Below are 23,388 nucleotides of genomic sequence, written 5' to 3' on the forward strand. Positions count from 1 at the left end.
GAGATGACAATGCGTCTGACCTTGAAAACGTCCTTGATCGCGACCGTCGCGCTGCTGGTGGCCATGCTTGCCTCGCTGAGCGCCATCTCGATCTACCAGCTGAACGGTGCGTCCAAGCACATCAACGAAATCACCACCAATTGGCTGCCCAGCGTCCGCGCCGTCGGCGAAATCCGCTACCTGATCACCCGCATACGAGCCGTGGCCGTGCGCGCCGTTCTCGTGCAGGACGCGAAGCTGCACCAGCAGGCGGTGGATCGCACCAAGGACCTGGACATCCGCTTCAAGGATGCGTCAAAGGCCTATGAAGCGATCATCACCTTTGATAGCGAACGGGAAAATTGGCGCACCTTCCAGGCGGAATGGGCGACCTACATGAAGATGCAGTCGGACATGTTCGGCGCCTATGGGCGCAAGGACGCCGAAGCCCTTCAGAAGCTGGCGACGGATTCCGCCGTCCAGTTCGACGATGCCATGAAGTATCTGGCGAAGCTCGTCGAAATCAATGACGATGCCGCAAAGGCCGAGAGCGACGCAAGCACGTCCGAAATCGCCACCGCCTTCTGGATCATCGGGGCCTTCAGCCTTCTGGCGCTTGCCATTGGCCTTGCCGCCATCGTGTTCGTGCTCGTCGGCGTGGTGCGCCCGATCAATCGCATCACCTCCTCCATGCAGGCCATTTCCGGCGGGAACCTCAACGCCGAGATCCCGAGCCTCACCGCCAAGAACGAGGTCGGCGAGATGGCCCGCACCCTGGAAGTCTTCCGCGACGGCCTCGCCGAGACGGAGCGCCTGCGCCTCGCCCAGGTGGAGAAGGAAGCCGAGATGGCCCGCAAGCTCGTTGCCGAGCGCAACGCCATCGCCGATGCCTTCCAGGCCAAGATGGGCGCCATCGCCGACCAGTTCGCCGGTTCCTCCACGGAAATGTCGGACGCCGCCCGCAACCTGTCCGCCACGGCCGAGGAAACCTCGCGCCAGGCCCATGCGGTCACCAATGCGGCCGAAGGCGCCTCCAGCAACGTGCAGACGGTCGCCGCCTCGGCCGAGGAATTGTCCGCCTCCATCCGCGAAATGAGCGACCAGGTGTCCTCGTCCGCCGAGATCGCCCGCTCCGCCGCCCACGAGGCTGAGAAGACCTCGGACAATATCCAGCAGCTCTCGGCCGCGGCCCAGAGCATCGGGCAGGTGCTCTCCCTCATCAAGGACATCGCCGAGCAGACCAACCTGCTGGCCCTCAACGCCACCATCGAGGCAGCGCGGGCCGGCGATGCGGGCCGGGGCTTCGCCGTGGTCGCCGCCGAGGTGAAGGAACTGGCCGCCCAGACCGCCAAGGCGACGGATGAGATCTCGTCCAAGATCAACGAGATCCAGAACGCCACCAATTCCACGGTGACCTCGATCTCCTCCATCGTGTCCACCATCAACAATGTGCGCGACCTGACCGCCATCATCGCCGGCGCGGTGGAAGAGCAGCGGGCCGCCACCAGCGAGATCGCGGCCAACACCCACCGGGCCGCGATGGGCGCCACCCAGGTGACCAACAACATCTCCGGCGTCGGCCAGGCGGCGGGCATGACCGGCTCGGCCGCCACCCAGCTGATGAGCCTGTCCTCTTCCCTGTCCGCCCAGTCCCAGGACCTGCAGCGGGAGGTTTCCACCTTCGTGCAGTCGCTGCGGGCGGCCTGAGCCCCCGATCGCCCGCCCCGCGTGCCGGGGCGGGCTCATCCGGCCAGCCACAAAAAAGGGCGCTCCCGGCGGGGCGCCCTTTTTTTGACGTGCGAACAGAGATCGCGTGGGGCGCCTGTGCGGCGCCCCTTGCGCTAGTCCAGCTTGATGCCGAACCGAGCGGCCTGGCGCTGGACGAAGGCTTCCATGCGGTCCCGCCCCGGCTGTGTCAGTTGCACCAGGATGCGCCGCTTGTCGCGGGGATCGGGCACCCGGTCGATCAGCCCGGCATCTTTCAGGTCATCGATGCGGCGCAAGGCGGTGGTGGTGGGCGCGCCGGAGGCAATGCACAGGCTCGTGACCGAGATGGGTCGCCCGCTCGCCTCGGCCACCGCCAGGTCGAGCATCATCTCCCAGGCGGGATCGGAGAACAGGCCGGCCTGGAAGATTGCATCGCGATCGGCACGGGCCGCGACCAGCGCCTTGAGATAATTGGGCCGCGCATGCGCGACGGGCGCGAGCGCCTCCTCCTCGTCGCCTGCAGCGGCCTGGTCTTCCACCAGCGAGATGGCCCGCTCGATGGAATGGGCCACTTCCTCGGCCGACAGGGGCTTCTGAAGGAAGTCCACCGCATGCAGGCGCAAGGCCCCTACCGCCCGGTCCAGCGAGGCATGGCCGGTGATGACGATGGCCGCCATGGGCCGGTTGTGACGGCGCACCGCCAGCTTCTGCAGCAATTCGATGCCGTCGATGCGGGGCATCTGCAGGTCGGTCACAATGATCTGGAGCGCTTCGTGCCGCTGCACCAGGTCGAGGGCCTCCACCGCCGTCTCGGCCGTGCGGGTGGGAATGCCCAAGACGGTCAGGCCCTCGCTCAGTTCGGCGAGGATGTCCGGATCATCGTCGACCAGCAGAACCCGTGGTTCGCTCATTTCACTGACACCCATGAGCTTTCAACCTTCAACCTACAGCCATGCTATTGCTTGCCCACCAAGGCGACCAGCGAAGATTGGTGGTCCCCGCACTGGCCAAGCAAGGCGAGGAGATCGTCCGCCTTCATCTTGCGCGCCACGATGAAGCCCTGCACCAGATCCACCGCCGAGCTTCGCACCAAGGCGAGGTCGGCGGGGGTCTCCACCCCTTCGGCCACCACATAGAGCTGAAGCCCGTGACCGAGGTCCGCGATGGACTGGAACACGCTGCGCGCCTTGCCCCAGTCGCGCGCGTCGCGCAGCAATTCCATGTCGATCTTGATCTCGGTCACCGGCAGATTGGCGATCTGCAGGAGACCACTCTGGCGCTGGCCCACATCATCGAGGGCAAGGCCGAAGCCGGCGATGCGCAGCCGCGCCAGCGCCGAGAGCGCCTCGCTGGAGGCGATATAGAGCGCGTCCTCGGTCAGCTCGAACACAACGCTGGAAGTGGGAAGGCCCGCCGCCTGGACGATGCCGGTCAGCGCTCCCGCCACGCCCGCCGTCAGCAAGGCATCGATGGGCAGGTTGACGCTCACCTTGCCGTCCCAGCCCAACGCCCTCCAGCGGACGCACACCGCCACGGCCTCGGTGAGGACATGCTGGGTGATGGCGAGGGAGAGCGCGCTGTCGCTGGCGGCAGCCGCCAGAATCTGGGCGGGCCCGACAAAGCCGATGCCGGGGACAGTGCCGTCCAGCAGCGCCTCGGCGCCGGCAAAGGCGAGTGTCTCCGCCTGGACCAAAGGCTGGAACTGGACCGGAAGGCTGGAGTTGGCGAGCGCGGCGCGTAACGCCGCCAGCACGGCCTTGGGCTCGCGCACCGGCACAGCCTTGTCGCGCGTGGGCAGGCTGGCGTCTGCCTCCAGCAGGTGCAGCAGGTCCTGCGGATCGAACGGCTTGTGCAGCAGGCCGAGCACGGCCAGGCCATCCCGCCGCGCCGCATCCGCCACGGTGCGGATCACATCCTCGCCGGAGCCGCTCAGGAGAATGACCGCCGGCGCCTTGGGATGACGGGACAGATATTTCAGCACTTCCATGCCGTCGATGGAGGGCATGGCCAGGTCGAGCAGCAGCACGTCATGGTCGGCCATGTCCGCATCGGTAAAGAAGCGGGCATCGCCGGCGGTGGCGACCCGATAGCCCTGGCCTTCCAGGAATTCCCCGAGGTCCTCGCGGAATTCCTGTTCGTCATCGAGAATGAAGACGGAGCGTTCGGGTGCCGGATTCACGGGCGCCTCCCCTGGAACGCGCGGGCCGGCCACGGCGCGGAGCAGGCCGGCGAACGGCCATTCCCGGTACGCGACTGCCTGGCCCTCTCCCGTTCGGACTTGCCACCCGGTCCCATGAAACGCCCCACTGATCCGGCAGAGCCTATGCGAGTTTTGCGACAAAGCCAGCCCGACCGCAACCGCAGGCGCGCATTTAGCTTTTTTGCCTTCACCCTACGGTCATAGACCGATGCCGGATCGCGAACCATTCGGACAAGCCCTGAGAAAAAAACGGGACAAGCCCCATCTGCCACGCAGCGGCGCGGCCGGGGCCGGTGCGGGGATGGGGAAGGAGGCCTATGCAGCGGGCGCCATGCCTTCAACCGCTACGGGAAGCGAGATGTCGAAGCGGGCCCCGCCCTCGGCATTGGTGGCATTGATCTGCCCGTCCATGTCCCGCAGCACGTTGCGGGACACCGCAAGGCCGAGCCCGGTTCCCTTGTCCGCCGGCTTGGTGGTCATGAAGGGCTCGAAGATGTGCTCCAGGATGTGGGGCGCGATGCCCCCCGCATTGTCGCAGACGCTGACATGGACTTGGCCATCGCGGGCGCGCGCCTGGACGCGCACGGCTGCGCCCGGCGGCACCTCGCCCGCACCCGTGAAGGCATCGCGGGCATTGACGAGCAGATTGACGATAACCTGCTCGAACATGGTCTGGTCGCCGCGCACCGAGAGATCGGGGGGCAGGTCGAGTTCCAGCACGAGGCGTATGTTGGCGGCGCGGTATTGCTCGGCCACGAAGCTCGCCGCCAGTTCGATGGCGAGCCGTGCGGCGAAGGGCTCCTTCTGGTCGCTGGGCATGCGGCCATAACGACGCACCTGGTCGGTAATGCGCTTGGCCCGGTCCACCTGGGCGCTGATGCGATCGAGCTTGCCCATCACCGCATCGGGCTCGCCGCCCATCTTCACGATGCGCATGGCATTGGCCACCGCCATCTTGATGACCGCGAGCGGCTGGTTCAGCTCGTGGGCGATGGCGGTCGCCATTTCGCCCAGACTCGCGAGCTTGGCGGTCTGCATGATCTGAAGCTGTGAACTGCGGATGCGCGTCGTGTCCGCCAGCACCAGCAGCAATTGGCGCCGCCCCTCCCACAAGACGGGGCTCAAGGCGCCGCGCAGGGAAATCACGTCGCCGCGGGCACGCTGGAAGGTGAGGTTGAGAAGGCCCCACTGGGGCTGTCCGGGGCTTTCGGCGGCATCGAAGGCGAGCTGCACGAAGCGCGCCCATTCGTCATCCTGCGGGGTCGCAGCCACCAATTGCGCCGCATGGGGATTGATGAACAGCACCTTGCTGGTCTGGGAATCGATGATGATGGTCGCCGCCGGCATGGCCTCGATGATGGCGCGCAGATTGTCCTGCATGGCGCGGGCCGAACGCTCAAGCGTCGCCAGTTCCGTCACCCGGCGGGTGTCGCGCACGGACTGCACCACCAGGATCACCACCAGCGAGATGCTGGCCATGATCAGCAGGGCGAACGGGATGCGCGCCGGATTCTGCGCCAGCTCCTTCTCCCGCTGGAACACCTTGTCGTTGAAGGCCACGGATTCCTGCAGCACCCGCTGGAGCCCCACCTCCAACGGCTGCAGGTCCTTCTCCAGACCGCGAAGGAGGCCATCTATGGGCACGTCGGGATCGGGATGGGCGAGGCGGTCGCTCCACAGTGCCAGGCGGTGCTCGACGGCCATGAGCGTGGCCTGGCGGGTCGCGATGCTGTCCAGCTCCAGCATTTCCGAGGAGGAATGCAGGATGTTGATGCGCGAGATCAGCAGTTCGAGGCGCAAGGTCAGGTCCTGCAGATTGGCAGGAGACGGCCGGTCGGTGGCATCGTGAAGCGCCGCCTTGGTCTTCAGGAATTCAAGCTGGGCCTGATAGGTCGCCCACCCCGTGCTGCGGATGGAGGAATTGAGCAGGGTCCGCTGCGCAGTCTGCGCATCGAACAGCATGATGGTGGCGGCAAACAGCACCACGATCGCTCCCATCAGCGCCGCGGGAACGATGAAGGCGCGAAGCGAGCGGCGCTTATGGGACGACAAAGTCAATAGCCTTCACCTGCCAGACCATCCGGGTGCGGTACATCTGGCTTTGGAGCTTGGGATTGCGGTCCATGGGATACATGACCCAGAAGGGACCCTTCTCCCGCACCTTCATGGTCGCGCCATTGACGCGGATGGCGAGAATGGCCCCGTTCTGCTCCCAGTCCTCCGCCGGCACGGTGGCCATGTAATCGTTGAGCGCCACCACGATGGCCCGCTCCACCGGCAGCGCGCGCTGCCCGGCGAGCATGGCCAGGCTCGGTCCCTCGAACGTGTTGACCCCCTGGGTCCAGGGCGTCTTGGTCGCGAAGGTCTCCGCAGGCAGCTTGGCCAGCTGCTCCAGGCTGACGGTCTGTTCGGACAGGATGGCGCCATTGTCCCGGATCCAGCGCAGTTGCAGCGTCTGCGCGTCGGCCTGTCCAGCCGCCGCGACCAGCACGAAGAGCGCCACGAGCCCCAGAAGGGTTCGCACATTCACCACCATGAGCCCCACCCCGACCTCGATCGGACCATGCCCCCCACAGGCGTCGATCGCAGCGCAGATGCTGACATAAACCGCACCAGGTTGGGCGTGGAATTGGCTCCGAAATGGAAGCAAATGGGGGCAATCGCCACCGCAACGGTGGCAAAGTGCGCGCGAGGGAGAAGCCCGCTGCGGCGCCGACCGGGCTTGCCCTTCGCCTTCGCCCCTGCGAGAACGCACCCATTATGATCGTGCTCGACGATATTTCCCTGCGCATTGCGGGCCGCCTCCTGTTGGACCATGCCTCCGTGGCCTTGCCCGAGACTGCCCGCGTGGGCGTCGTCGGCCGCAACGGCACCGGCAAGACCACCCTCTTCAAGGCGCTGATGGGCGAGCTGGAGCTGGAAAGTGGCACCGTGCGCCTGCCGAGCCGGGCGCGCATTGGACGGGTGGCGCAGGAGGCGCCGAGCGGTCCCGACAGCCTGCTGGAGCGGGTGCTCGCCGCCGACACCGAGCGCGCCGCGCTGCTCCAGGATCGCGAGACCACCACCGATCCCATGCGCATGGGCGAGATCGAGGCGCGTCTCATCGACATCAACGCCCATTCCGCGCCTGCCCGCGCCGCTCGCATCCTGGCGGGGCTCGGCTTCGACGAGGCGGCGCAGGCGCGGCCTTGCTCGGAATTTTCCGGCGGCTGGCGCATGCGCGTGGCCCTCGCCGCCCTGCTCTTCACCGAGCCGGACCTGCTGCTGCTGGACGAGCCCACCAACTATCTCGACCTGGAAGGCACGCTGTGGCTCCAGGACTATCTGGCGAGCTATCCCCGCACGGTCATCCTCATCAGCCATGACCGCGACCTGCTCGACACCTCCGTCGACCACATCCTGCATTTCTCAGGCGGCAAGCTGAACCTTTATCGGGGCAACTTCACCCAGTTCGACCGACAGCGCCGCGAGCGCGCGCTGCTGGACCAGAAGGCCCGCAAGAAGCAGGAGGCGCACCGCGCCCATATGGAGGCGTTCATCGCCCGCTTCCGGGCCAAGGCCACCAAGGCGCGCCAGGCCCAGTCCCGCATCAAGGCGCTCGCCCGCATGGAGCCTTTGGCGGCGGAGGTGAACGAGCAGGAAGCGGCCATCTCCATCCGCCATCCCGAGCGTCTGCTCTCTCCGCCCATCTTGGTGCTGGAGAAGGTGGCGGTGGGCTATGAGCCGGGCAAGCCGATCCTGCGCAATCTCAACCTGCGCATCGATGAGGACGACCGCATCGCCTTGCTCGGGCCCAACGGCAACGGCAAGTCCACCTTCGCCAAGCTCATCGCCGACCGCCTGAAGGCGCAGAGCGGCAATGTGGTGCGCGCCGACAAGCTGGAAGTGGCCTATCTCGCCCAGCACCAATTGGACGAACTGGTGCCCGGCGACAGTCCGGTGCAGCATGTGCGCCGCCTCATGCCCGACGCGCCCGAGGCGCGGGTTCGGGCGCGGGCCGCCGAGATGGGCTTTTCAGGCGGGGCCGGCGACACCAAGGTCTCCGCCCTCTCCGGCGGCGAGAAGGCGCGCCTCCTGCTCGGCCTTGCGGCCTTCAACGGGCCGCACCTGCTCATCCTCGACGAGCCCACCAACCATCTGGACATCGAGGCCCGCGCCGCCCTCATCAATGCCATCAATGACTTCCCCGGCGCCGTCATCCTGGTCTCCCACGACCGGCACCTGCTGGAAGCCTGCGTCGACCGGCTGTGGATGGTGGGCGGCGGCACGGTGAAGCCCTATGACGGCGACCTCGACCAATATCGGCGCGAGCTTCTGAGCACCGCCGGTTCGGGCAAGATGTCCGGCGACGCCCGCAAGGGCGAGGAGGCGCCCGACACCTCCGCCTCGGAGGACGCCGCCGCCCCCTTGCGCAAGAAGGTGCGGGATGCGGAGGCCCTGATGGCGAAGCTTGAGAAGGACATCGCCGCCATCGACAAGCGCCTCGCCGACCCCAAGATCGAGAAATTCCCCAACGACGCCGCCCGCCTGAACAAGCAGCGGGAGGAGGCTGTGGACGCCCTCGCCCAGGCGGAGGAAGCCTGGCTGGAGGCGAGCGCGGAGCTGGAAGCGGCCACTGCCTGAACAGGGCGCCCCGGCTTCGATCGTTCCAGCTGGGGATTTTCGGCCGCCGCCAGGATCAGGTCCCGCCAGCATTTTCAGCGCCTGCCTGGAACCACAGGCGGGGGCCGATCGATATGTACGGGAACCATGTCGTCACCTGCCGCGTTCAAGCTGGCGGGGGGCTAAAGGATCGGCGCCACGGTCCCCCGTTCGCGTCCGTCCGCCGCCCAGATGAGCAATGCCCGCCATTCGCGCCTGGAATTTTTGTTCGCCCCGCTCCCCCCTCCGTCCCGGCAGGGGAGGCTGACATGGCCGACCCCATCGCCCCCGGCGACGCCCCGCTCTGGTACAAGGACGCGGTCATCTACCAGCTCCATGTGAAGTCGTTCTTCGATTCCAACAATGACGGGATCGGCGACTTTCCGGGCCTCCTCGCCAAGCTGGACTACATCGCGGAACTCGGCGTCAACGCCATCTGGCTGCTGCCTTTCTATCCCTCGCCGCGCCGGGACGATGGCTATGACATCGCGCTCTATGAGGGCGTGTCGCCGGACTACGGCACCATGGAGGATGCCCGCCGCTTCATCGAGGCGGCCCATGCCCGCGGCATCCGCGTCATCACCGAGCTGGTGGTGAACCACACGTCCGACCAGCATCCCTGGTTCCAGGCCGCCCGCCGCGCGCCCAAGGGGTCGCCGGAGCGCAATTTCTATGTCTGGGCCGATGACGACCAGGGCTATCAGGGCACGCGGATCATCTTCCTGGACACCGAGAAGTCCAACTGGACCTTCGATCCGGTGGCCGGACAGTATTTCTGGCACCGCTTCTATTCCCACCAGCCGGACCTGAACTTCGACAATCCCGAAGTGCTGGAGCGCATCCTTTCGGTCATGCGCTTCTGGCTGGATCTGGGCGTCGATGGCCTGCGGCTTGATGCCGTGCCCTATCTCATCGAGCGCGAGGGCACGTCCAACGAGAACCTCGCCGAGACCCACGACATCCTGCGCAAGATCCGCGCGCATCTCGATGCCAATTATAAAGGTCGCATGCTGCTGGCCGAAGCCAATATGTGGCCGGAGGACACGCAGCAATATTTCGGCGAGAATGCCGATGAATGCCACATGGCGTTCCACTTCCCGCTGATGCCGCGCATGTACATGGCCATCGCCAAGGAAGACCGCTTCCCCATCACCGACATCCTCCGGCAGACGCCCTCCATCCCCGAAACGTGCCAATGGGCCATCTTCCTGCGCAACCATGACGAGCTGACGCTGGAAATGGTCACGGATGCGGAGCGGGACTATCTGTGGTCCGTCTATGCCGCCGACCGGCGGGCGCGGCTGAACCTCGGAATCCGCCGCCGCCTCGCGCCCCTTCTGGAGCGCGACCGGCGGCGCATCGAGCTGATGAATGCCCTTCTCTTCACCATGCCCGGCACCCCCGTCATCTATTATGGCGACGAGATCGGCATGGGCGACAACATCCATCTGGGCGACCGCGATGGCGTGCGCACGCCCATGCAATGGTCGCCGGATCGCAATGGCGGCTTCTCCAAGGCGGACCCGGAGCAACTGGTCCTGCCGCCCATCCAGGACCCGCTGTCGGGCTATTTCGCGCTGAATGTGGAAGCGCAGATGCGCGACCCCCATTCGCTGCTGAACTGGACGCGCCGCATGCTGGCGGTGCGCAAGGCCCATCCCTGCTTCGGGCGGGGCGGCTTCCGGCCGCTCTATCCCGGCAATCGCAAGATCCTCGCTTATCTGCGCACCTATGCGGACGAGACCATCCTGTGCATCGCCAACCTGTCGCAGACGCTGCAGGCGGTGGAGCTGGACCTCACCGAATTCGACGGCCGCGTGCCGGTGGAAATGATGGGCGGCACGCCGTTCCCGCCCGTGGGGCGCCTGCCCTATCTCCTCACCGTGCCACCTTATGGCTTCTTCGCCTTCAACCTCGCCGCCAACGTGGCCGAGCCCTCCTGGCACACCAGCCCGCCCGAGCAATTGCCGGAATTCGAGACCCTGGTCCTGCGCGCGGGCCTCGCCGACGTACTCTCCTCACGCAACAAGGCGATCATCGAGCAGGAGGCGCTGCCCGCTTATGTGCGCCGCCGCCGCTGGTTCACCGCGCCGGGTGACGAGACCGCTTTGCGCAAGGCCGATCGTGCGCCCATCGACCGGGCGTTCATCGAATGGGCCATGCCGCTGCCCAAGGCGGGCGACCATGTGATGGTGGTGCAGATCGTCGTGGAAGCAGGCGGGGAAAGCGCGCGCTACATGATGCCGCTGGCCATCGCCTGGGAGGACGAGCAGCCGAGCCCGCTTTCCGTCCAGCTTGCCTTGACGCGGGTGCGGCAGGGCCGGCGCGTGGGCTATCTGACCGATGGGCTCACCCTCGACCAATTGCCTCGCGCCGTTGTGCGGGCGCTGCGCTCCGGCACGGTGCTCGAATTGCCCGACGGGGGCGAACTGCGCTTCGTGGCCGATGCGGACCTCGCCAGTCTGGAAATCCCGGAAGACGCCCCGGTCCAGCGCATCGGCACCGAACAGCCCACAGCCACCATCGTCATCGAGGAAGGTGCGGCCTTCAAGGTCATCCGCCGCCCGCATCTCGGCGCGCAGCCGCAATCGGAGATGATCCGGCGCCTCACCTCGCTTGGCTTCGAGGGCACGCCGCCTTTGCTGGGAGAAGTGGTGCGCACCACCTCTGATGGGCGCTCGGCCGTGCTGGCGCTGATGCTGGGCTATGTGCGCAACCAGGGCAACGCCCGCAACTGGGTGCTGGACCAGGTGAGCCGCGCGCTCACCTCCTCCGCCCAGTCGGGCCGCGAGATCGAGCCGGCCTTCGAGGAGCAGATGTCGGGCATCATGCCCTTCCTGCGCCAGACGGGGCGGCGGCTTGCGGAATTCCATGCATTGATGCGGACGCAGACCGACGACCCCGCCTTCGCGCCCGAGGCCTTCACCCGCGCCGAGGCGGAAGCGTTGGGTGAGGCGGTGGCCGCCCTTCTCGACAGCGCCTTCCATGCGCTGAAGGACCCGGCGGGCCTGTCCGCGGCCGATGCCGCGCGCGCGGAGGCCATCTTGCAGGTGGGAACGGACCTGCGGGCGGTGGCCAGCACGCTTGCCGGCAGCCTGTCCGGCACCCCCAAGACGCGCATTCACGGCAATCTGAATCTCGGCCAGGTGCTGGTGCGCGGCAACGATGCCTGCCTCGTCAATTTCGGCGACGAAGCCGGCAAGGCCAGCCCGTGGTTCGACCTTGCCAGCCTCATGCGCGCCCTGTCTTCCGCCTCGGCCGCACTGGTCAACGCGCCCCACGAGACCGTGGGGCTGATGACCGAAGCCGCGCGCACCGAGCTTCTCGATCGCTTCGCCAGCCGGGCCGAACGCGCGCTGCTGGGTGGCTATGCGGACGGGGCCGGGGGCCTGGAGCGGGCGCTTATCGACCTGTTCCTTCTCGAACTGGTGGCCCAGGAGATCTGCGGCTCCGGCCTCACGCCCGCACCCGCGGTGCGTGCGCTCCACGGCTTTGCCGTGCGCTATGCGGGCGCCGTCGATCCCGAGTTGGAGGACACCCCGACACCGCTGGAGGAGGCCACCTCATGAGCACTCCCACTGCCCATCCCGCGCCCCAAGCGACAGCCGCGGGGCTGGCCGAGGCCGAGGCGCACGCCTTGCTGGATGCCCGCCATGGCGACCCCTTCCGCGTGCTGGGGCCGCATCTGGTACCCGATGGGGTGGTGGTGCGGGCGATCCGTCCCGGTGCGCGGCGGGTGGAGGTGGTGGAGCGCAAGACAGGCGCGGCCTTTCCCCTCGCCGCGCAGCCGGACGGCGTCCTGTTCGCGGGGCCGGCGGGTGCCTTCGCACAGCAGGGGCCGTCGGCCTATGTGCTGCGCACCACCTGGCCTGACGGGGTGGTGGAGGAGAGCGAGGACCCCTATGCCTTCCCCCTCCTCCTGACCGACGACGACCTCTATTTCATCGGCGAGGGCACGCACCTCAATCTCGCCGATGCGCTCGGCGCCCGCGCCACGGCGGTGGACGGCATTGCGGGCGTGCGCTTCGCGCTCTGGGCGCCCCATGCGGCCGCGGCCAGCGTGATCGGCGATTTCAACATGTGGGACCCCCGCCGCCATCCCATGCGCCGCCGCAATGGGGGCGTGTGGGAGCTGTTCGTCCCGCGCCTGTCCCCCGGCGCGGCCTATATGTTCGAGCTGATCGGCCCCGATGGCGCCCGCCTGCCGCGCAAGGCCGATCCGGTGGCGCGGGCCACCCAATGCCCGCCGGCCACCGCCTCCATCGTCGCCGATCCCGCGCCCTTCCATTGGCAGGATGGCGCCTGGATGGAGAGCCGCGCCAGCCGCCACACGGCGCAGGCCCCCCTCTCCTTCTATGAGGTGCACGCCTACTCCTGGATCCACCCGGACGGCCGCCTGCCGGACTGGGACGCCCTGGGGGACCGCCTCATTCCCTATGCCACCGACCTCGGCTTCACCCATCTGGAGCTGATGCCGGTGATGGAGCATCCCTTCGGCGGCTCCTGGGGCTATCAGCCGCTCGGCCTGTTCGCGCCCACGGCGCGGCTCGGGCCGCCGGACGCCTTCGCCCGCTTCGTGGACCGCTGCCACCAGGCGGGCCTGGGCGTGATCCTGGACTGGGTGCCGGCCCATTTTCCTTCCGACGCCCACGGTCTCGCGCATTTCGATGGCACCGCGCTCTACGAATATGCCGACCCGCGCGAGGGCTTCCATCCCGACTGGAACTCGCTGATCTACGATCTGAGCAAGCCGCAGGTGGCGGGTTTTCTCATCGCCAGCGCGCTGGAATGGCTACGGCACTTCCATGTGGACGGGCTGCGCGTGGATGCGGTCGCCTCCATGCTCTATCGCGACTATTCCCGCAAACCCGGCGAGTGGATCCCCAACATCCATGGCGGCAAGGAGAACCTGGAGGCCATCGCCTTCCTGCGCCGCCTCAACGAGACGGTGGCGCGGGACGTCCCCGGCGCGCTGGTGATCGCCGAGGAATCCACCGCCTGGCCGGGTGTGACCGCGCCAGTCAGCGAAGGCGGGCTCGGCTTTTCCTTCAAGTGGAACATGGGCTGGATGCATGACAGCCTGCGCTATATGGGACGCGATCCCATCCATCGTCGCTTCCACGGCTCCGACCTGACCTTCGGCCTCGTCTATGCCTTCTCGGAGCGCTATGTCCTGCCCATCTCCCATGACGAGGTGGTGCACGGAAAGGGTTCGCTGCTCGCCCGCATGCCCGGCGACGACTGGCAGCGCATGGCGAACCTGCGGGCCTATCTCGGCTTCATGTGGGGCCATCCCGGCAAGAAGCTGCTGTTCCAGGGGTGCGAGATCGCCCAGCCCACCGAATGGAACCATGACAGCGCCCTGCCCTGGCCCCTTCTCGCGGAAGGCGCCCATCGCGGCGTCCAGTCCCTGGTGCGCGACCTGAACCGGCTTTACCGCGCCCACCCCGCCCTTCATGCGGGGGATGCGGACCCGGGCGGCTTCCGCTGGATTGTGGAGGAAGACGCGGAAAACTCCGTCTTCGCCTTCCTCCGGGAGGCGCCCGGCGCTGCCCCGGTGCTGGTCATCTGCAACATGACCCCCACCCCGCGCCAGGGCTACCGGATCGGCGTGCCCACCGGCGGGCGCTGGCGTGAACTGCTGAACACCGACGCGCCCCTCTATGGCGGCACAGGGGTCGGCAACCTTGGCGGCGCTACGGCGTTAAGCACCGCGAGCCACGGCTTTGCCCACGCGCTCGACCTGACCTTGCCGCCCCTTGCCGCCTTGTTCCTGACCCCGCAGGAGACGTGATGCCCGCCCTTTTTCCCGACCGCCTGGAGCCCGGAAAACCCTATCCCCTCGGCGCCCATGCGGACGGGCTGGGTGTGAATTTCGCGGTCTTTTCCGCCCATGCGGAAAAGATCGAACTGTGCATCTTCGACGAGCGGGGCCGGCGGGAAGTGGCCCGCCTGGCGCTACCCGAATGCACCGACGAGGTCTGGCACGGCTACCTGCCCGGCGCCTCCGAGGGTCTGGTCTACGGCTATCGCGCCCATGGCCCCTATGATCCCGGGCGCGGCCATCGCTTCAATCCGGCCAAGCTCCTCATCGACCCCTATGCCCGCCAGCTCACCGGCGCGCCGCGCTGGTCGGATAGCCTGTTCTCCTACCGCCTCCAGAGCGGCCGGGCGGACCTGGCCATGGACCGCCACGACAGCGCCCCCGCCATGCCCAAATGCGTGGTGATGGACACCCCCACCGACTGGGCGGACCGCCGCCCCGACGTGCCATGGCCGGACACGGTGGTCTATGAGGCCCATCTGCGCGGGCTTTCGATGATGCGAGACGACATGGAGCCACGGGTGCGCGGCACGTTCGCGGCGCTGGGCGATCCGCGTCTCATCGATCATCTCCACCGGCTTGGCGTCACCAGCGTGGAATTGCTGCCCGTGCACGCCTTCCTTCAGGATCGTTTCCTGGTGGAACGGGGGCTGCGCAATTATTGGGGCTATTCCACCCTGTCCTATTTCGCGCCCGAGCCGGCCTTTCTGGGCCCCGCCGGTCTCCGGGAGATCCGGGGCGCGGTGCGCCGGCTCCATGCGGCGGGCATCGAGGTGATCCTCGATGTGGTCTATAACCACACATGCGAAGGCAACGAGCTTGGCCCCACCTTCTCCTTCAAGGGCCTCGACAATGCCAGCTATTACCGGCTGATGCCGGACAATCCCCGCTACTACATCAACGACACCGGCTGCGGGAACACGGTCAACCTCTCCCATCCGCGCGTGCTGCAGATGGTGATGGATTCCCTGCGCTACTGGGTGGAAGCCTTCCATGTGGACGGCTTCCGCTTCGATCTCGGCGTGACGCTGGCCCGCGAGCCCAACGGCTTCGACCCCGGCTGCGGCTTCCTGGACGCCATCCGGCAAGACCCGGTTCTCTCACGGGTGAAGCTCATCGCCGAGCCCTGGGACATTGGCCCCGATGGCTACCAGCTCGGCAATTTCCCGCCCGGCTTTGCCGAATGGAACGACCGCTTCCGCGACGGCGTGCGCCGCTTCTGGCGGGCCGAACCCGGCCAGCGGGGGGAACTGGCGGCACGCCTGACCGGCACCAGCGAAGCCTTCGACATGCGCTCGCGCAAGCCATGGGCCTCGGTGAATTTCCTTGCCGCCCATGACGGCTTCACGCTGGCCGACCTCACCGCCTATGACGAGAAGCACAACGAGGCCAATGGCGAGGACAATCGCGATGGCCACGGCGCCAACTTCTCGGCCAATTGGGGAGCGGAGGGGCCGACCGACGATCCCGCCATCCTCAAGACCCGCCACCAGGTGCGCAAGGCGCTGCTCGCGACGCTGATGCTCTCGCAGGGCACACCCATGCTGCTGGCGGGCGACGAGTTCGGCCGCACCCAGAACGGCAACAACAACGCCTATTGCCAGGACAATGAAATCTCCTGGATCGACTGGTCGCTGGCCGGCACGGACGACGGGGCGGACCTGATCGATACATTCGCCCAGCTGTCCGCCCTGCGGCGGCGCTTCCAATTGCTGCGCGCCCCCCGCTTCCTGCACGGCCACCATGAGCCCATACCCGGCATGGCGGACATTTCCTGGTTTGACGAGCATGGCACGCAGTTGGAAGGCGATGGCTGGCATGCGGATGGCGGCCACACCCTCAATCTCCGGCGCGCCGGACCCTCAACGGACGGCGGCATCGACGTGCTGCTTCTGCTGATCAACGGCAAGGGCGAGGAGACCCATTTCCGTCTTCCGGAGCCGCCCCAGGACTGGCGGCTGGTGTTTGACAGCGCCAGTCGTCCGCAGGGCGAACCGACCGTGGAGGGCGAGACGCGCCTCGCGCCCCGCAGCGTGCGCCTGCTCGCCGCGCATCTCGACGCCGCCTGACCGATCTTCGCAAGGACTTCGCGCATGACCGACGCGCTCACCCGCCTGGCGGCCCTCGCCGGCCTGTCTCCCCAATGGACGGACGCGTTCGGCCGCCCCCAGACCGTTTCGCCCGACGTGCTGCGCGCCTTGCTCGCGACCCTTGGCCTGCCCGCCTCCACCGATGCGGAAGTGACTGATGGCCTCCACGCACTGGAACGCGAGCAGGCCGCCAACACCCCACCGCTCGTGACCGCCGATGCGGGCGCGCCCATCAGCCTGCCCTTCGCACACCGCGGGGCGCGCGTGCGCTATCGCATCCGCCTGGAGGGCGGCGGGATGGTGGAGGGGGAGGCCGAGGTCGCGCAGGGACGGCTGCACCTGCCGGCGCTTGGGGATGCGGGCTATCACCGCCTGGAGGCGGGAGGGCTTGAGACCGTTCTGGCCGTGGCGCCCGCGCGCTGCTTCAGCGTCGGCGATGCGGTCCGCCGGGAGGATCCGCGCCTGTGGGCGCTGGCGGTGCAGGTCTATGGGCTGCGGCGGGCGGGCGATGGCGGCATCGGCGACTTCACCGGCCTTGGCGCCTTCGCCATGGATGCGGCGCGTTCGGGCGCCGCAGGGCTGGTCATGAGCCCGGTCCACGCCGCCTTTTCCGCCGATGCCCACCATTTCAGCCCCTATTCGCCCTCCAGCCGTCTGTTCGTGAATGCCCTTCATGCGGACCCGGCGGTGGTATTCGGCGCCGAAACGGTGGCCCAGGCTGTGGCGGCCCTGGGCCTTGGAGCTGAAATGACTGCGCTGGAGGCAGCCGCGCAGGTGGAGTGGCCGAAAGCTGGCCCCTCCAAGCTCTCCGTCATGCGGCACTTGTGCGCCAACGTCCTGCCCAGGCGACCCGACCTCGTGGCGGATCTGGCCGCCTTCCGCCGCGATGGCGGACAGATGCTGGAGGACCATGCCCGCTTCGAGGCCCTCCACGCCGCGCAATTCGGCGCCGACCCGTTCAAGTGGCACTGGCGCTCGTGGCCGGAGGGGCTGCGCCACCCCCGTTCGCCGGAGGTGGAGCGCTTCGCGCAGGACCATGCGGAGGCGGTGACCTTCCACGCCGCCCTGCAATGGATGGCGGCCCGCTCTCTCCAGGCGGCCCAGGACACGGCGCGGTCGGCAGGCATGCCCATCGGCCTCATCGCCGACCTGGCCGTGGGTGCCGACGGCGGTGGCAGTCAGGCATGGGGGCACCAGGAGGAGATGCTCATCGGCGCCTCCGTCGGAGCGCCTCCCGATTTGCTGAATTCCATCGGCCAGGGCTGGGGCCTTGCGGCCTTCTCGCCGCGCGGCCTCGTCAATGGCGGCTTCGGCATGTTCCGCAACATGCTCGCGGCGGTGATGGCCCATGCCGGCGGGGTACGCATCGACCATGTGATGGGGCTGTCCCGCCTCTGGCTCATCCCGGACGGGGCGCCGCCCGCCGCCGGCGCCTATCTGGCCTATCCGTTCGACGACATGATCCGGCTGGTGGCCCTGGAATCCCAGCGCCGTCAGGCCATCGTGATCGGCGAGGATCTGGGCACCGTGCCCTTCGGCTTCCGCGAGAAGCTGGCGGAGCGGGGCATATTGGGCCTCCAGGTGCTGTGGTTCGAGCGGGACGGAGCGGGCTTCAAGCGCGCGGCGGACTATTCCACCCTGGCCAGTGCCGTCACCGGCACCCATGACCTGCCCACGGTCCATGGCTGGTGGCGCGGCGGCGACATCACCTGGCGGGCGCCCCTCGGCCTTCTGGGCGAGGGCCGCACGGAGGCGGACGAGCGCGCCGAGCGCGAGGCGGACCGCGCCGCGCTCTGGCAGGCCCTTGGTGCTGAAGGCGCGGCGCCGGCGCCGGAGACTCCGGACGGCGTCCTGAACGCGGCGCTGGATTTTGTCGGCCGCACCCCGTCCCCCCTGGTGGTGGTGCCGCTGGAAGACGCGCTCGGGCGCACCGAGCAGCCCAACCTGCCGGGCACGGTGGACGAGCACCCCAACTGGCGCCGCCGCTATGACGGCGCGGCCGATACGCTGCTGGACGGACCAGACGTTCAGACCCACCTCGCCACCCTCGCGCGGGCCCGCGCGACCTCCTGAACGGGCGCCCGCTCAAGCCCCGCATCCTCCTCAAGCGCCGCCCTTGCACGCGCGCCCCCCGCGCCCCATATCGGGAAGCGTCGGGGTGCCGCTTAGGGCCCCGGCGGGAAGATGGCCGGATAGGACATCTTCCGTACCGCAAAGTCGCTTGACGAGGACTTTGGACATGTCGCGTATTTCCTCGCTGTCGAACCCGTTTCTGCTTGGCTTCGACGAGGTCGAGCGGGCGCTCGACCGGGTCACCAAGGGGTCGGAGGGGTATCCCCCCTACAATGTGGAACGGATCGACGCCGACGGTGGGCCGCTGAAGCTTCGCATCACCCTGGCAGTGGCCGGCTTCACGTCCGATCAACTGGAAATCACGCTCGAAGAGAAGGAACTCACCATTCGCGGTCGCCAGACCGAGGAGGTGGACGGCCGCGTCTTCCTGCACCGGGGGATCGCCGCGCGTCAGTTCCAGCGCACCTTTGTTCTGGCGGAGGGCATGAATGTCCTCGGCGCGGAACTGCGCAACGGTCTTCTGTCCATCGATCTCGTCCGGCCCGAGCCGACCCGGCTCGCAAAACGCATCGACATCGTCTCCCGCTCCTGAAGGGGAACGGTGGCCCGGTGTGACGCGTTGCGGAAAGAGAGGATGAGACAATGATCGAGAAGAGCACCCCCGAGAACATCACCATCACCCCCGAGGCGCTCGCTGGCCTCGGCGGCGGCGAGATCGCCTATGTGCGGACCATCCGGTCCGAGGATGTGCAGCAGCTGTTTCCCCAGGCGCCGGAGATCGCGCCGGGCATGACGCTGTTCACGCTTCACGCTGCGGATGGCACCCCCATCATGCTCACCGACAGCCGGGAGGCCGCGCTGGCCAATGCCAGCCAGCATGCCCTGGTGACGCTCTCGGTGCACTGAGGACGGGGGGGTGGAGGCGGATCTTCTCCGCCTTCCCGCCTGCCTTCAGACCGGACCGTTCCGGGTCACGCCGCGTCGGATGCCGGAGTGGTGGTGAGGAGCGTGTAGATGGCGGAGGCATCGCGCGTCGCGCGCAGCTTTTCTGCGGTGTCCGGATCGCGCAGCATGCGGGCCACCCGCGCGAGCGCCTTCAGATGGTCCGCGCCCGCCGCCTCCGGCGCCAGCAGCAGGAAGATGAGGTCCACCGGCTCGCCGTCCAGCGCCTCGAAATCGATGGGCTTGTCCAGGCGCGCGAAGGCGCCGAACAGCTTGGGCAGGCCCGGAAGCTTTCCATGCGGAATGGCGATGCCGCTCCCGACGCCGGTCGAGCCGAGCCGCTCCCTCTGGAGGAGAGTCTCGAACACCTCGCGCTGGTCGCGGTCCACAAGCGCGGCCGCCTGATGGGCAAGCTCCTGGAGAGCTTGCTTCTTGCTGCTCGCCCGCAATGACGGGAACACCGCTTCGGGAGCGAGGAGATCAGCGAGAGGCATGAATGCTTATCCCTGGCAACATCGGGCTGGGGCAGGCTGCCGGCCGAGGCTCCTGCCTGCCCTCAAGCCCGACGGCCATCAATGTTTTTCTTCGGATGAGAAGGCGGCCGGATCCACCCAGCCCACATGCCCGTCCGGGCGGCGATAGACCACGTTCACGCGGCCATGGCCAGCGTGGCGGAAGATGACGACGGGTGCGCCGGTGATATCCAGTTCCACCACCGCGTCACGCACCGAGAGGCTCCGCAGCTTGGTGGCCTGCTCGGCCACCACGGTGGGGTTCCACCCCTCCAGCTCCTCTTCCTCGGCATCCACGTCGGGCATGTCGAGGACGTAGCTCTGCGCGGCGAAGACGCCATTGGCGCCAGCCGCATTGCCGTGGCCGTGGCGATCCTTGACGCGCTGGCGGTAGCGCCGCAGCCGCTTCTCGATCTTCTCGATGGCGGCATCGGCGCAGGAATTGGCGTCCTGGGCCGCGCCATGGGCCTGGAGGTTCACTCCGGAATCCAGGTGCAGCATGCACTCGGACTTGTAGCCGGATCCCTCGCGAGCCACGGTGACATGACCGGACCATCCGCCGTCGAAATATTTGGAGAGCACCTCGGTGATGCGATCCGACAGGCGGTGACGGAGAGCTTCTCCCACGTCGATGTTCTTACCCGAGACGCGTAGAGCCATGCGATTTGATCCCCTTTGGGTTACGGATGCGGTTCCCCACCCGAAGACCCTGTTCTTGCAAACCGGCCGGCCTATCAGTGGTAGGAGCGAGCGGGCGACCTGTCAACGAAATGCCGCACGTCAGCCTGCAGACCGCATGGTTGCTGGCCTGAACACAACCTTCCCCAAGGTAATTCAAGGACCTCCCGCCGGCAAATCAGCCCGTTCGCGCCGACTCACGGCATTCCCTGGCGGCATGCACCGCCATGGGCACGGCGCCGGAAGCCGGACGCCCACCTGAGCGGCCGCCTGGAGGGCAAAAAAAGACACCCCCGGCCCTTTCGGACCGGGGGTGTCGCATGCCGCGCCCGCAGGCGAGGGATCAGACCAGATCCGAGGTGCCCTTGCGTTCGTTGCGCTTGCGCTCATTGGGATCCAGATAGCGCTTGCGCAGGCGGATGGACTTGGGCGTCACCTCCACCAGCTCGTCGTCCTGGATCCAGGCCAGCGAGCGCTCCAGCGTCATGCGGATGGGCGGGGTCAGGCGCACCGCCTCGTCCTTGGACGTGGTGCGGATGTTGGTGAGCTTCTTGCCCTTGAGGACGTTCACTTCCAGGTCGTTGTCCCGGTTGTGGATGCCCACGATCATGCCCTGATAGACCTTCCAGCCGGGCTCGATCACCATCGGGCCGCGGTCTTCCAGGTTCCACAGCGCATAGGCCACCGCCTCGCCGGCCTCATTGGAAATGAGCACGCCGTTCACACGCTGCGGGATCTCGCCCTTATAGGGCTCATAGGCCTTGAACAGGCGGTTCATGATGGCCGTGCCGCGGGTGTCGGTGAGCAGTTCCGACTGGTAGCCGATGAGGCCGCGGGTGGGGGCATGGAAGACGAGACGCTGGCGGTTGCCGCCGGAGGGGCGCATCTCGATCATGTCGGCGCGGCGCTCGGACATCTTCTGCACCACGGTGCCGGAATATTCCTCGTCCACGTCGATGACCACTTCCTCGATGGGCTCGAGGGTCTCGCCATTCTCGCCCTGGGAGTAGACGACGCGCGGCCGCGACACGGCAAGCTCGAAGCCCTCGCGGCGCATGGTCTCGATGAGGATGGCCAGCTGGAGTTCGCCACGGCCGGACACGAAGAACGAATCCTTGTCGGCGGATTCCTCGATCTTCAGCGTCACATTGCCCTCGGCCTCCTTGAACAGGCGGTCGCGGATCATGCGGCTCGTGACCTTGTCACCCTCGGTGCCGGCGAGCGGCGAATCGTTCACCAGGAACGACATGGTGACGGTCGGCGGGTCGATGGGCTGGGCCTGGATGGGGGTGTCCACCGACAGGTCGCAGAAGGTGTCGGCCACCGAGCCCTTCACCAGGCCCGCGATGGAGACGATGTCACCGGCCTCGCCCACCTCGATGGGCTGGCGCTCGATGCCACGGAAGGCCAGGATCTTGGAGACGCGGCCGTTTTCCACCAGGTTGCCGTTGCGGTCGAGCACCTTGATGGACTGGTTCGGCTTCACCGTGCCCGAGGCGATGCGCCCGGTGATGATGCGGCCGAGGAAGGGATTGGCTTCCAGCAGCGTGCCCAGCATGCGGAAGGGCGCCTCGTCCACATGGGCCGGCGGCACATGCTTGACCACCAGGTCGAACAGCGGGGCAAGGCCCTGGTCCTTGGGGCCTTCGGGCGCATCGGCCATCCAGCCATCGCGGCCGGAGCCGTAGAGGATGGGGAAGTCGAGCTGCTCGTCGGTGGCATCCAGCGCCGCGAACAGGTCGAACACCTCGTTGATGACTTCCTGCGGGCGCCCATCCGGACGGTCCACCTTGTTGATGGCCACGATGGGCTTCAGGCCGATTTTCAGCGCCTTGCCGACCACGAACTTGGTCTGCGGCATGGGGCCTTCGGCCGCGTCCACCAGCACGATGGCGCCGTCCACCATGGACAGGATGCGCTCCACCTCGCCGCCGAAGTCGGCGTGGCCGGGGGTGTCCACGATGTTGATGCGGATGTCCTTCCACACCACCGACGTGGCCTTGGCCAGGATGGTGATGCCGCGTTCCTTTTCCAGGTCGTTGGAATCCATGACGCGCTCGGCCACCCGCTGGTTCTCGCGGAACGAGCCGGACTGCTGGAGCAGCTTGTCCACGAGCGTGGTCTTGCCGTGGTCGACGTGGGCGATGATGGCGATGTTGCGCAGCTGCATGGGGGTCCAAACACCAAAACGCGGGCCCGAAGGGCTCGGACCCGCTTGCCTGAAATTTTGCGCCGCAAAATACACATTACCCGCCGCAAAGCAATGTGGAGTGGCGCCGGATGCGGCAGGGCGCCCTGGAGGAGCCGCCCTGCATAGGTCTTACGGCCCCCTCCCAGGCGCTGCGCGCGACGCTCCCGTTCCCGGAAAGCGGTGCCAGAAGGGCTATATGCGCCGCATGGCCCAAAGGCGCCGGATCTGGTCCGGACGCAGCGTGCGGCCATCGGGGGTGCGCAGCCAGGCGACCTCATGGTCGGACGGCGACTGCGTCATGGCGAAAGTGACGGCGTCGTCGACGGTCGGGAATTCATAAGGCTCGGGCCAGGTGTCCGGAGCGTTCACCGAATGGGACGAGGACCAATATTGCAGCAGGGCCTTCCCTCCCGCCGCCCCGGCCTCCTCCGGATGAGTGTGGGGCTTATCCATTCGCGTGCCCTCCTTATGCGCGTCTCCCCCAAGCGCCAGGGTAACGCGCGAGCCGGTCTTTTGTTCCGGTGCGCTCGGCGCCGGGCGGTTGCGAAACC

At 67.5% G+C, this 23,388-nt stretch carries 16 protein-coding genes; 8 read left to right on the forward strand and 8 right to left on the reverse strand.

Annotation, left to right across the window (positions count from 1 at the left end; genetic code table 11):
- Positions 1-9: 9 nt before the first annotated feature.
- Positions 10-1,686, forward strand: a complete 1,677-nt coding sequence (locus PV781_RS22300; RefSeq protein WP_274777823.1) for a methyl-accepting chemotaxis protein — start codon at positions 10-12, stop codon at positions 1,684-1,686.
- 134 nt (positions 1,687-1,820) lie between these two features.
- On the opposite strand, the gene PV781_RS22305 is transcribed toward PV781_RS22300, so the two are convergent.
- From PV781_RS22305 to PV781_RS22320, 4 genes are all read right to left on the reverse strand, one after another.
- Positions 1,821-2,597 carry a response regulator gene (locus tag PV781_RS22305; protein ID WP_274777824.1) on the reverse strand — a complete coding sequence of 259 codons (777 nt, stop codon included), beginning with the start codon at positions 2,595-2,597 and terminating at the stop codon, positions 1,821-1,823.
- A 44-nt stretch (positions 2,598-2,641) separates the two neighbouring features.
- Positions 2,642-3,865: an EAL domain-containing response regulator gene (locus PV781_RS22310; protein ID WP_274777825.1), complete on the reverse strand. Its 1,224-nt coding sequence runs from the start codon at positions 3,863-3,865 to the stop codon at positions 2,642-2,644.
- A 336-nt stretch (positions 3,866-4,201) separates the two neighbouring features.
- On the reverse strand, positions 4,202-5,938 hold the full coding sequence (locus PV781_RS22315; RefSeq protein ID WP_274777826.1) for a sensor histidine kinase: 1,737 nt from the start codon (positions 5,936-5,938) through the stop codon (positions 4,202-4,204).
- On the reverse strand, positions 5,925-6,422 hold the full coding sequence (locus PV781_RS22320) for a putative pterin-binding protein (protein WP_274777827.1): 498 nt from the start codon (positions 6,420-6,422) through the stop codon (positions 5,925-5,927). The genes PV781_RS22315 and PV781_RS22320 overlap by 14 nt, the downstream gene beginning before the upstream one ends.
- 224 nt (positions 6,423-6,646) lie before the next feature.
- On the opposite strand from PV781_RS22320, the gene PV781_RS22325 reads away from it, so the two are divergent.
- From PV781_RS22325 to PV781_RS22355, 7 genes are all read left to right on the forward strand, one after another.
- A complete protein-coding gene (locus PV781_RS22325) occupies positions 6,647-8,509 on the forward strand; it encodes an ABC-F family ATP-binding cassette domain-containing protein (RefSeq protein WP_274777828.1) in 1,863 nt (620 codons plus the stop codon).
- A 287-nt stretch (positions 8,510-8,796) separates the two neighbouring features.
- The gene (gene treS, locus PV781_RS22330) at positions 8,797-12,096 is read left to right on the forward strand and encodes a maltose alpha-D-glucosyltransferase (RefSeq protein ID WP_274777829.1); all 3,300 of its coding nucleotides are present in this window, start codon (positions 8,797-8,799) and stop codon (positions 12,094-12,096) included.
- The gene (gene glgB / locus PV781_RS22335) at positions 12,093-14,321 is read left to right on the forward strand and encodes a 1,4-alpha-glucan branching protein GlgB (RefSeq protein WP_274777830.1); all 2,229 of its coding nucleotides are present in this window, start codon (positions 12,093-12,095) and stop codon (positions 14,319-14,321) included. The genes treS and glgB overlap by 4 nt, the downstream gene beginning before the upstream one ends.
- Positions 14,321-16,420, forward strand: a complete 2,100-nt coding sequence (glgX, locus tag PV781_RS22340) for a glycogen debranching protein GlgX (protein ID WP_274777831.1) — start codon at positions 14,321-14,323, stop codon at positions 16,418-16,420. The genes glgB and glgX overlap by 1 nt, the downstream gene beginning before the upstream one ends.
- Positions 16,421-16,444: 24 nt before the next feature.
- Positions 16,445-18,514, forward strand: a complete 2,070-nt coding sequence (gene malQ, locus PV781_RS22345; protein ID WP_274777832.1) for a 4-alpha-glucanotransferase — start codon at positions 16,445-16,447, stop codon at positions 18,512-18,514.
- A 166-nt stretch (positions 18,515-18,680) separates the two neighbouring features.
- Entirely contained in the window at positions 18,681-19,106 is a 426-nt protein-coding gene (locus tag PV781_RS22350; RefSeq protein WP_274777833.1) for an Hsp20 family protein, read from the forward strand.
- Positions 19,107-19,156: 50 nt separating this feature from the next.
- Positions 19,157-19,420: a BQ00720 family protein gene (locus tag PV781_RS22355; RefSeq protein WP_274777834.1), complete on the forward strand. Its 264-nt coding sequence runs from the start codon at positions 19,157-19,159 to the stop codon at positions 19,418-19,420.
- A 65-nt stretch (positions 19,421-19,485) separates the two neighbouring features.
- Here the strand turns inward: PV781_RS22355 and ptsN are convergent, their stop codons facing one another.
- The 4 genes from ptsN to PV781_RS22375 all read right to left on the reverse strand — a co-directional run bounded on the left by ptsN (position 19,486) and on the right by PV781_RS22375 (position 23,290).
- The gene (gene ptsN, locus PV781_RS22360; RefSeq protein WP_274777835.1) at positions 19,486-19,950 is read right to left on the reverse strand and encodes a PTS IIA-like nitrogen regulatory protein PtsN; all 465 of its coding nucleotides are present in this window, start codon (positions 19,948-19,950) and stop codon (positions 19,486-19,488) included.
- Between the two features lie 78 nt (positions 19,951-20,028).
- Positions 20,029-20,628: a ribosome hibernation-promoting factor, HPF/YfiA family gene (gene hpf / locus PV781_RS22365; protein WP_274777836.1), complete on the reverse strand. Its 600-nt coding sequence runs from the start codon at positions 20,626-20,628 to the stop codon at positions 20,029-20,031.
- 361 nt (positions 20,629-20,989) lie between these two features.
- Entirely contained in the window at positions 20,990-22,816 is a 1,827-nt protein-coding gene (gene typA, locus PV781_RS22370) for a translational GTPase TypA (protein ID WP_274777837.1), read from the reverse strand.
- A gap of 213 nt (positions 22,817-23,029) precedes the next feature.
- Positions 23,030-23,290, reverse strand: coding sequence for a hypothetical protein (locus tag PV781_RS22375; RefSeq protein WP_274777838.1), 261 nt, complete (start codon positions 23,288-23,290; stop codon positions 23,030-23,032).
- Positions 23,291-23,388 lie beyond the last annotated feature (98 nt).

Origin of the sequence: Aquabacter sediminis, from assembly GCF_028863665.1 — a bacterium.
In the GTDB taxonomy this organism is placed as follows: Bacteria; Pseudomonadota; Alphaproteobacteria; order Rhizobiales; family Xanthobacteraceae; genus L1I39.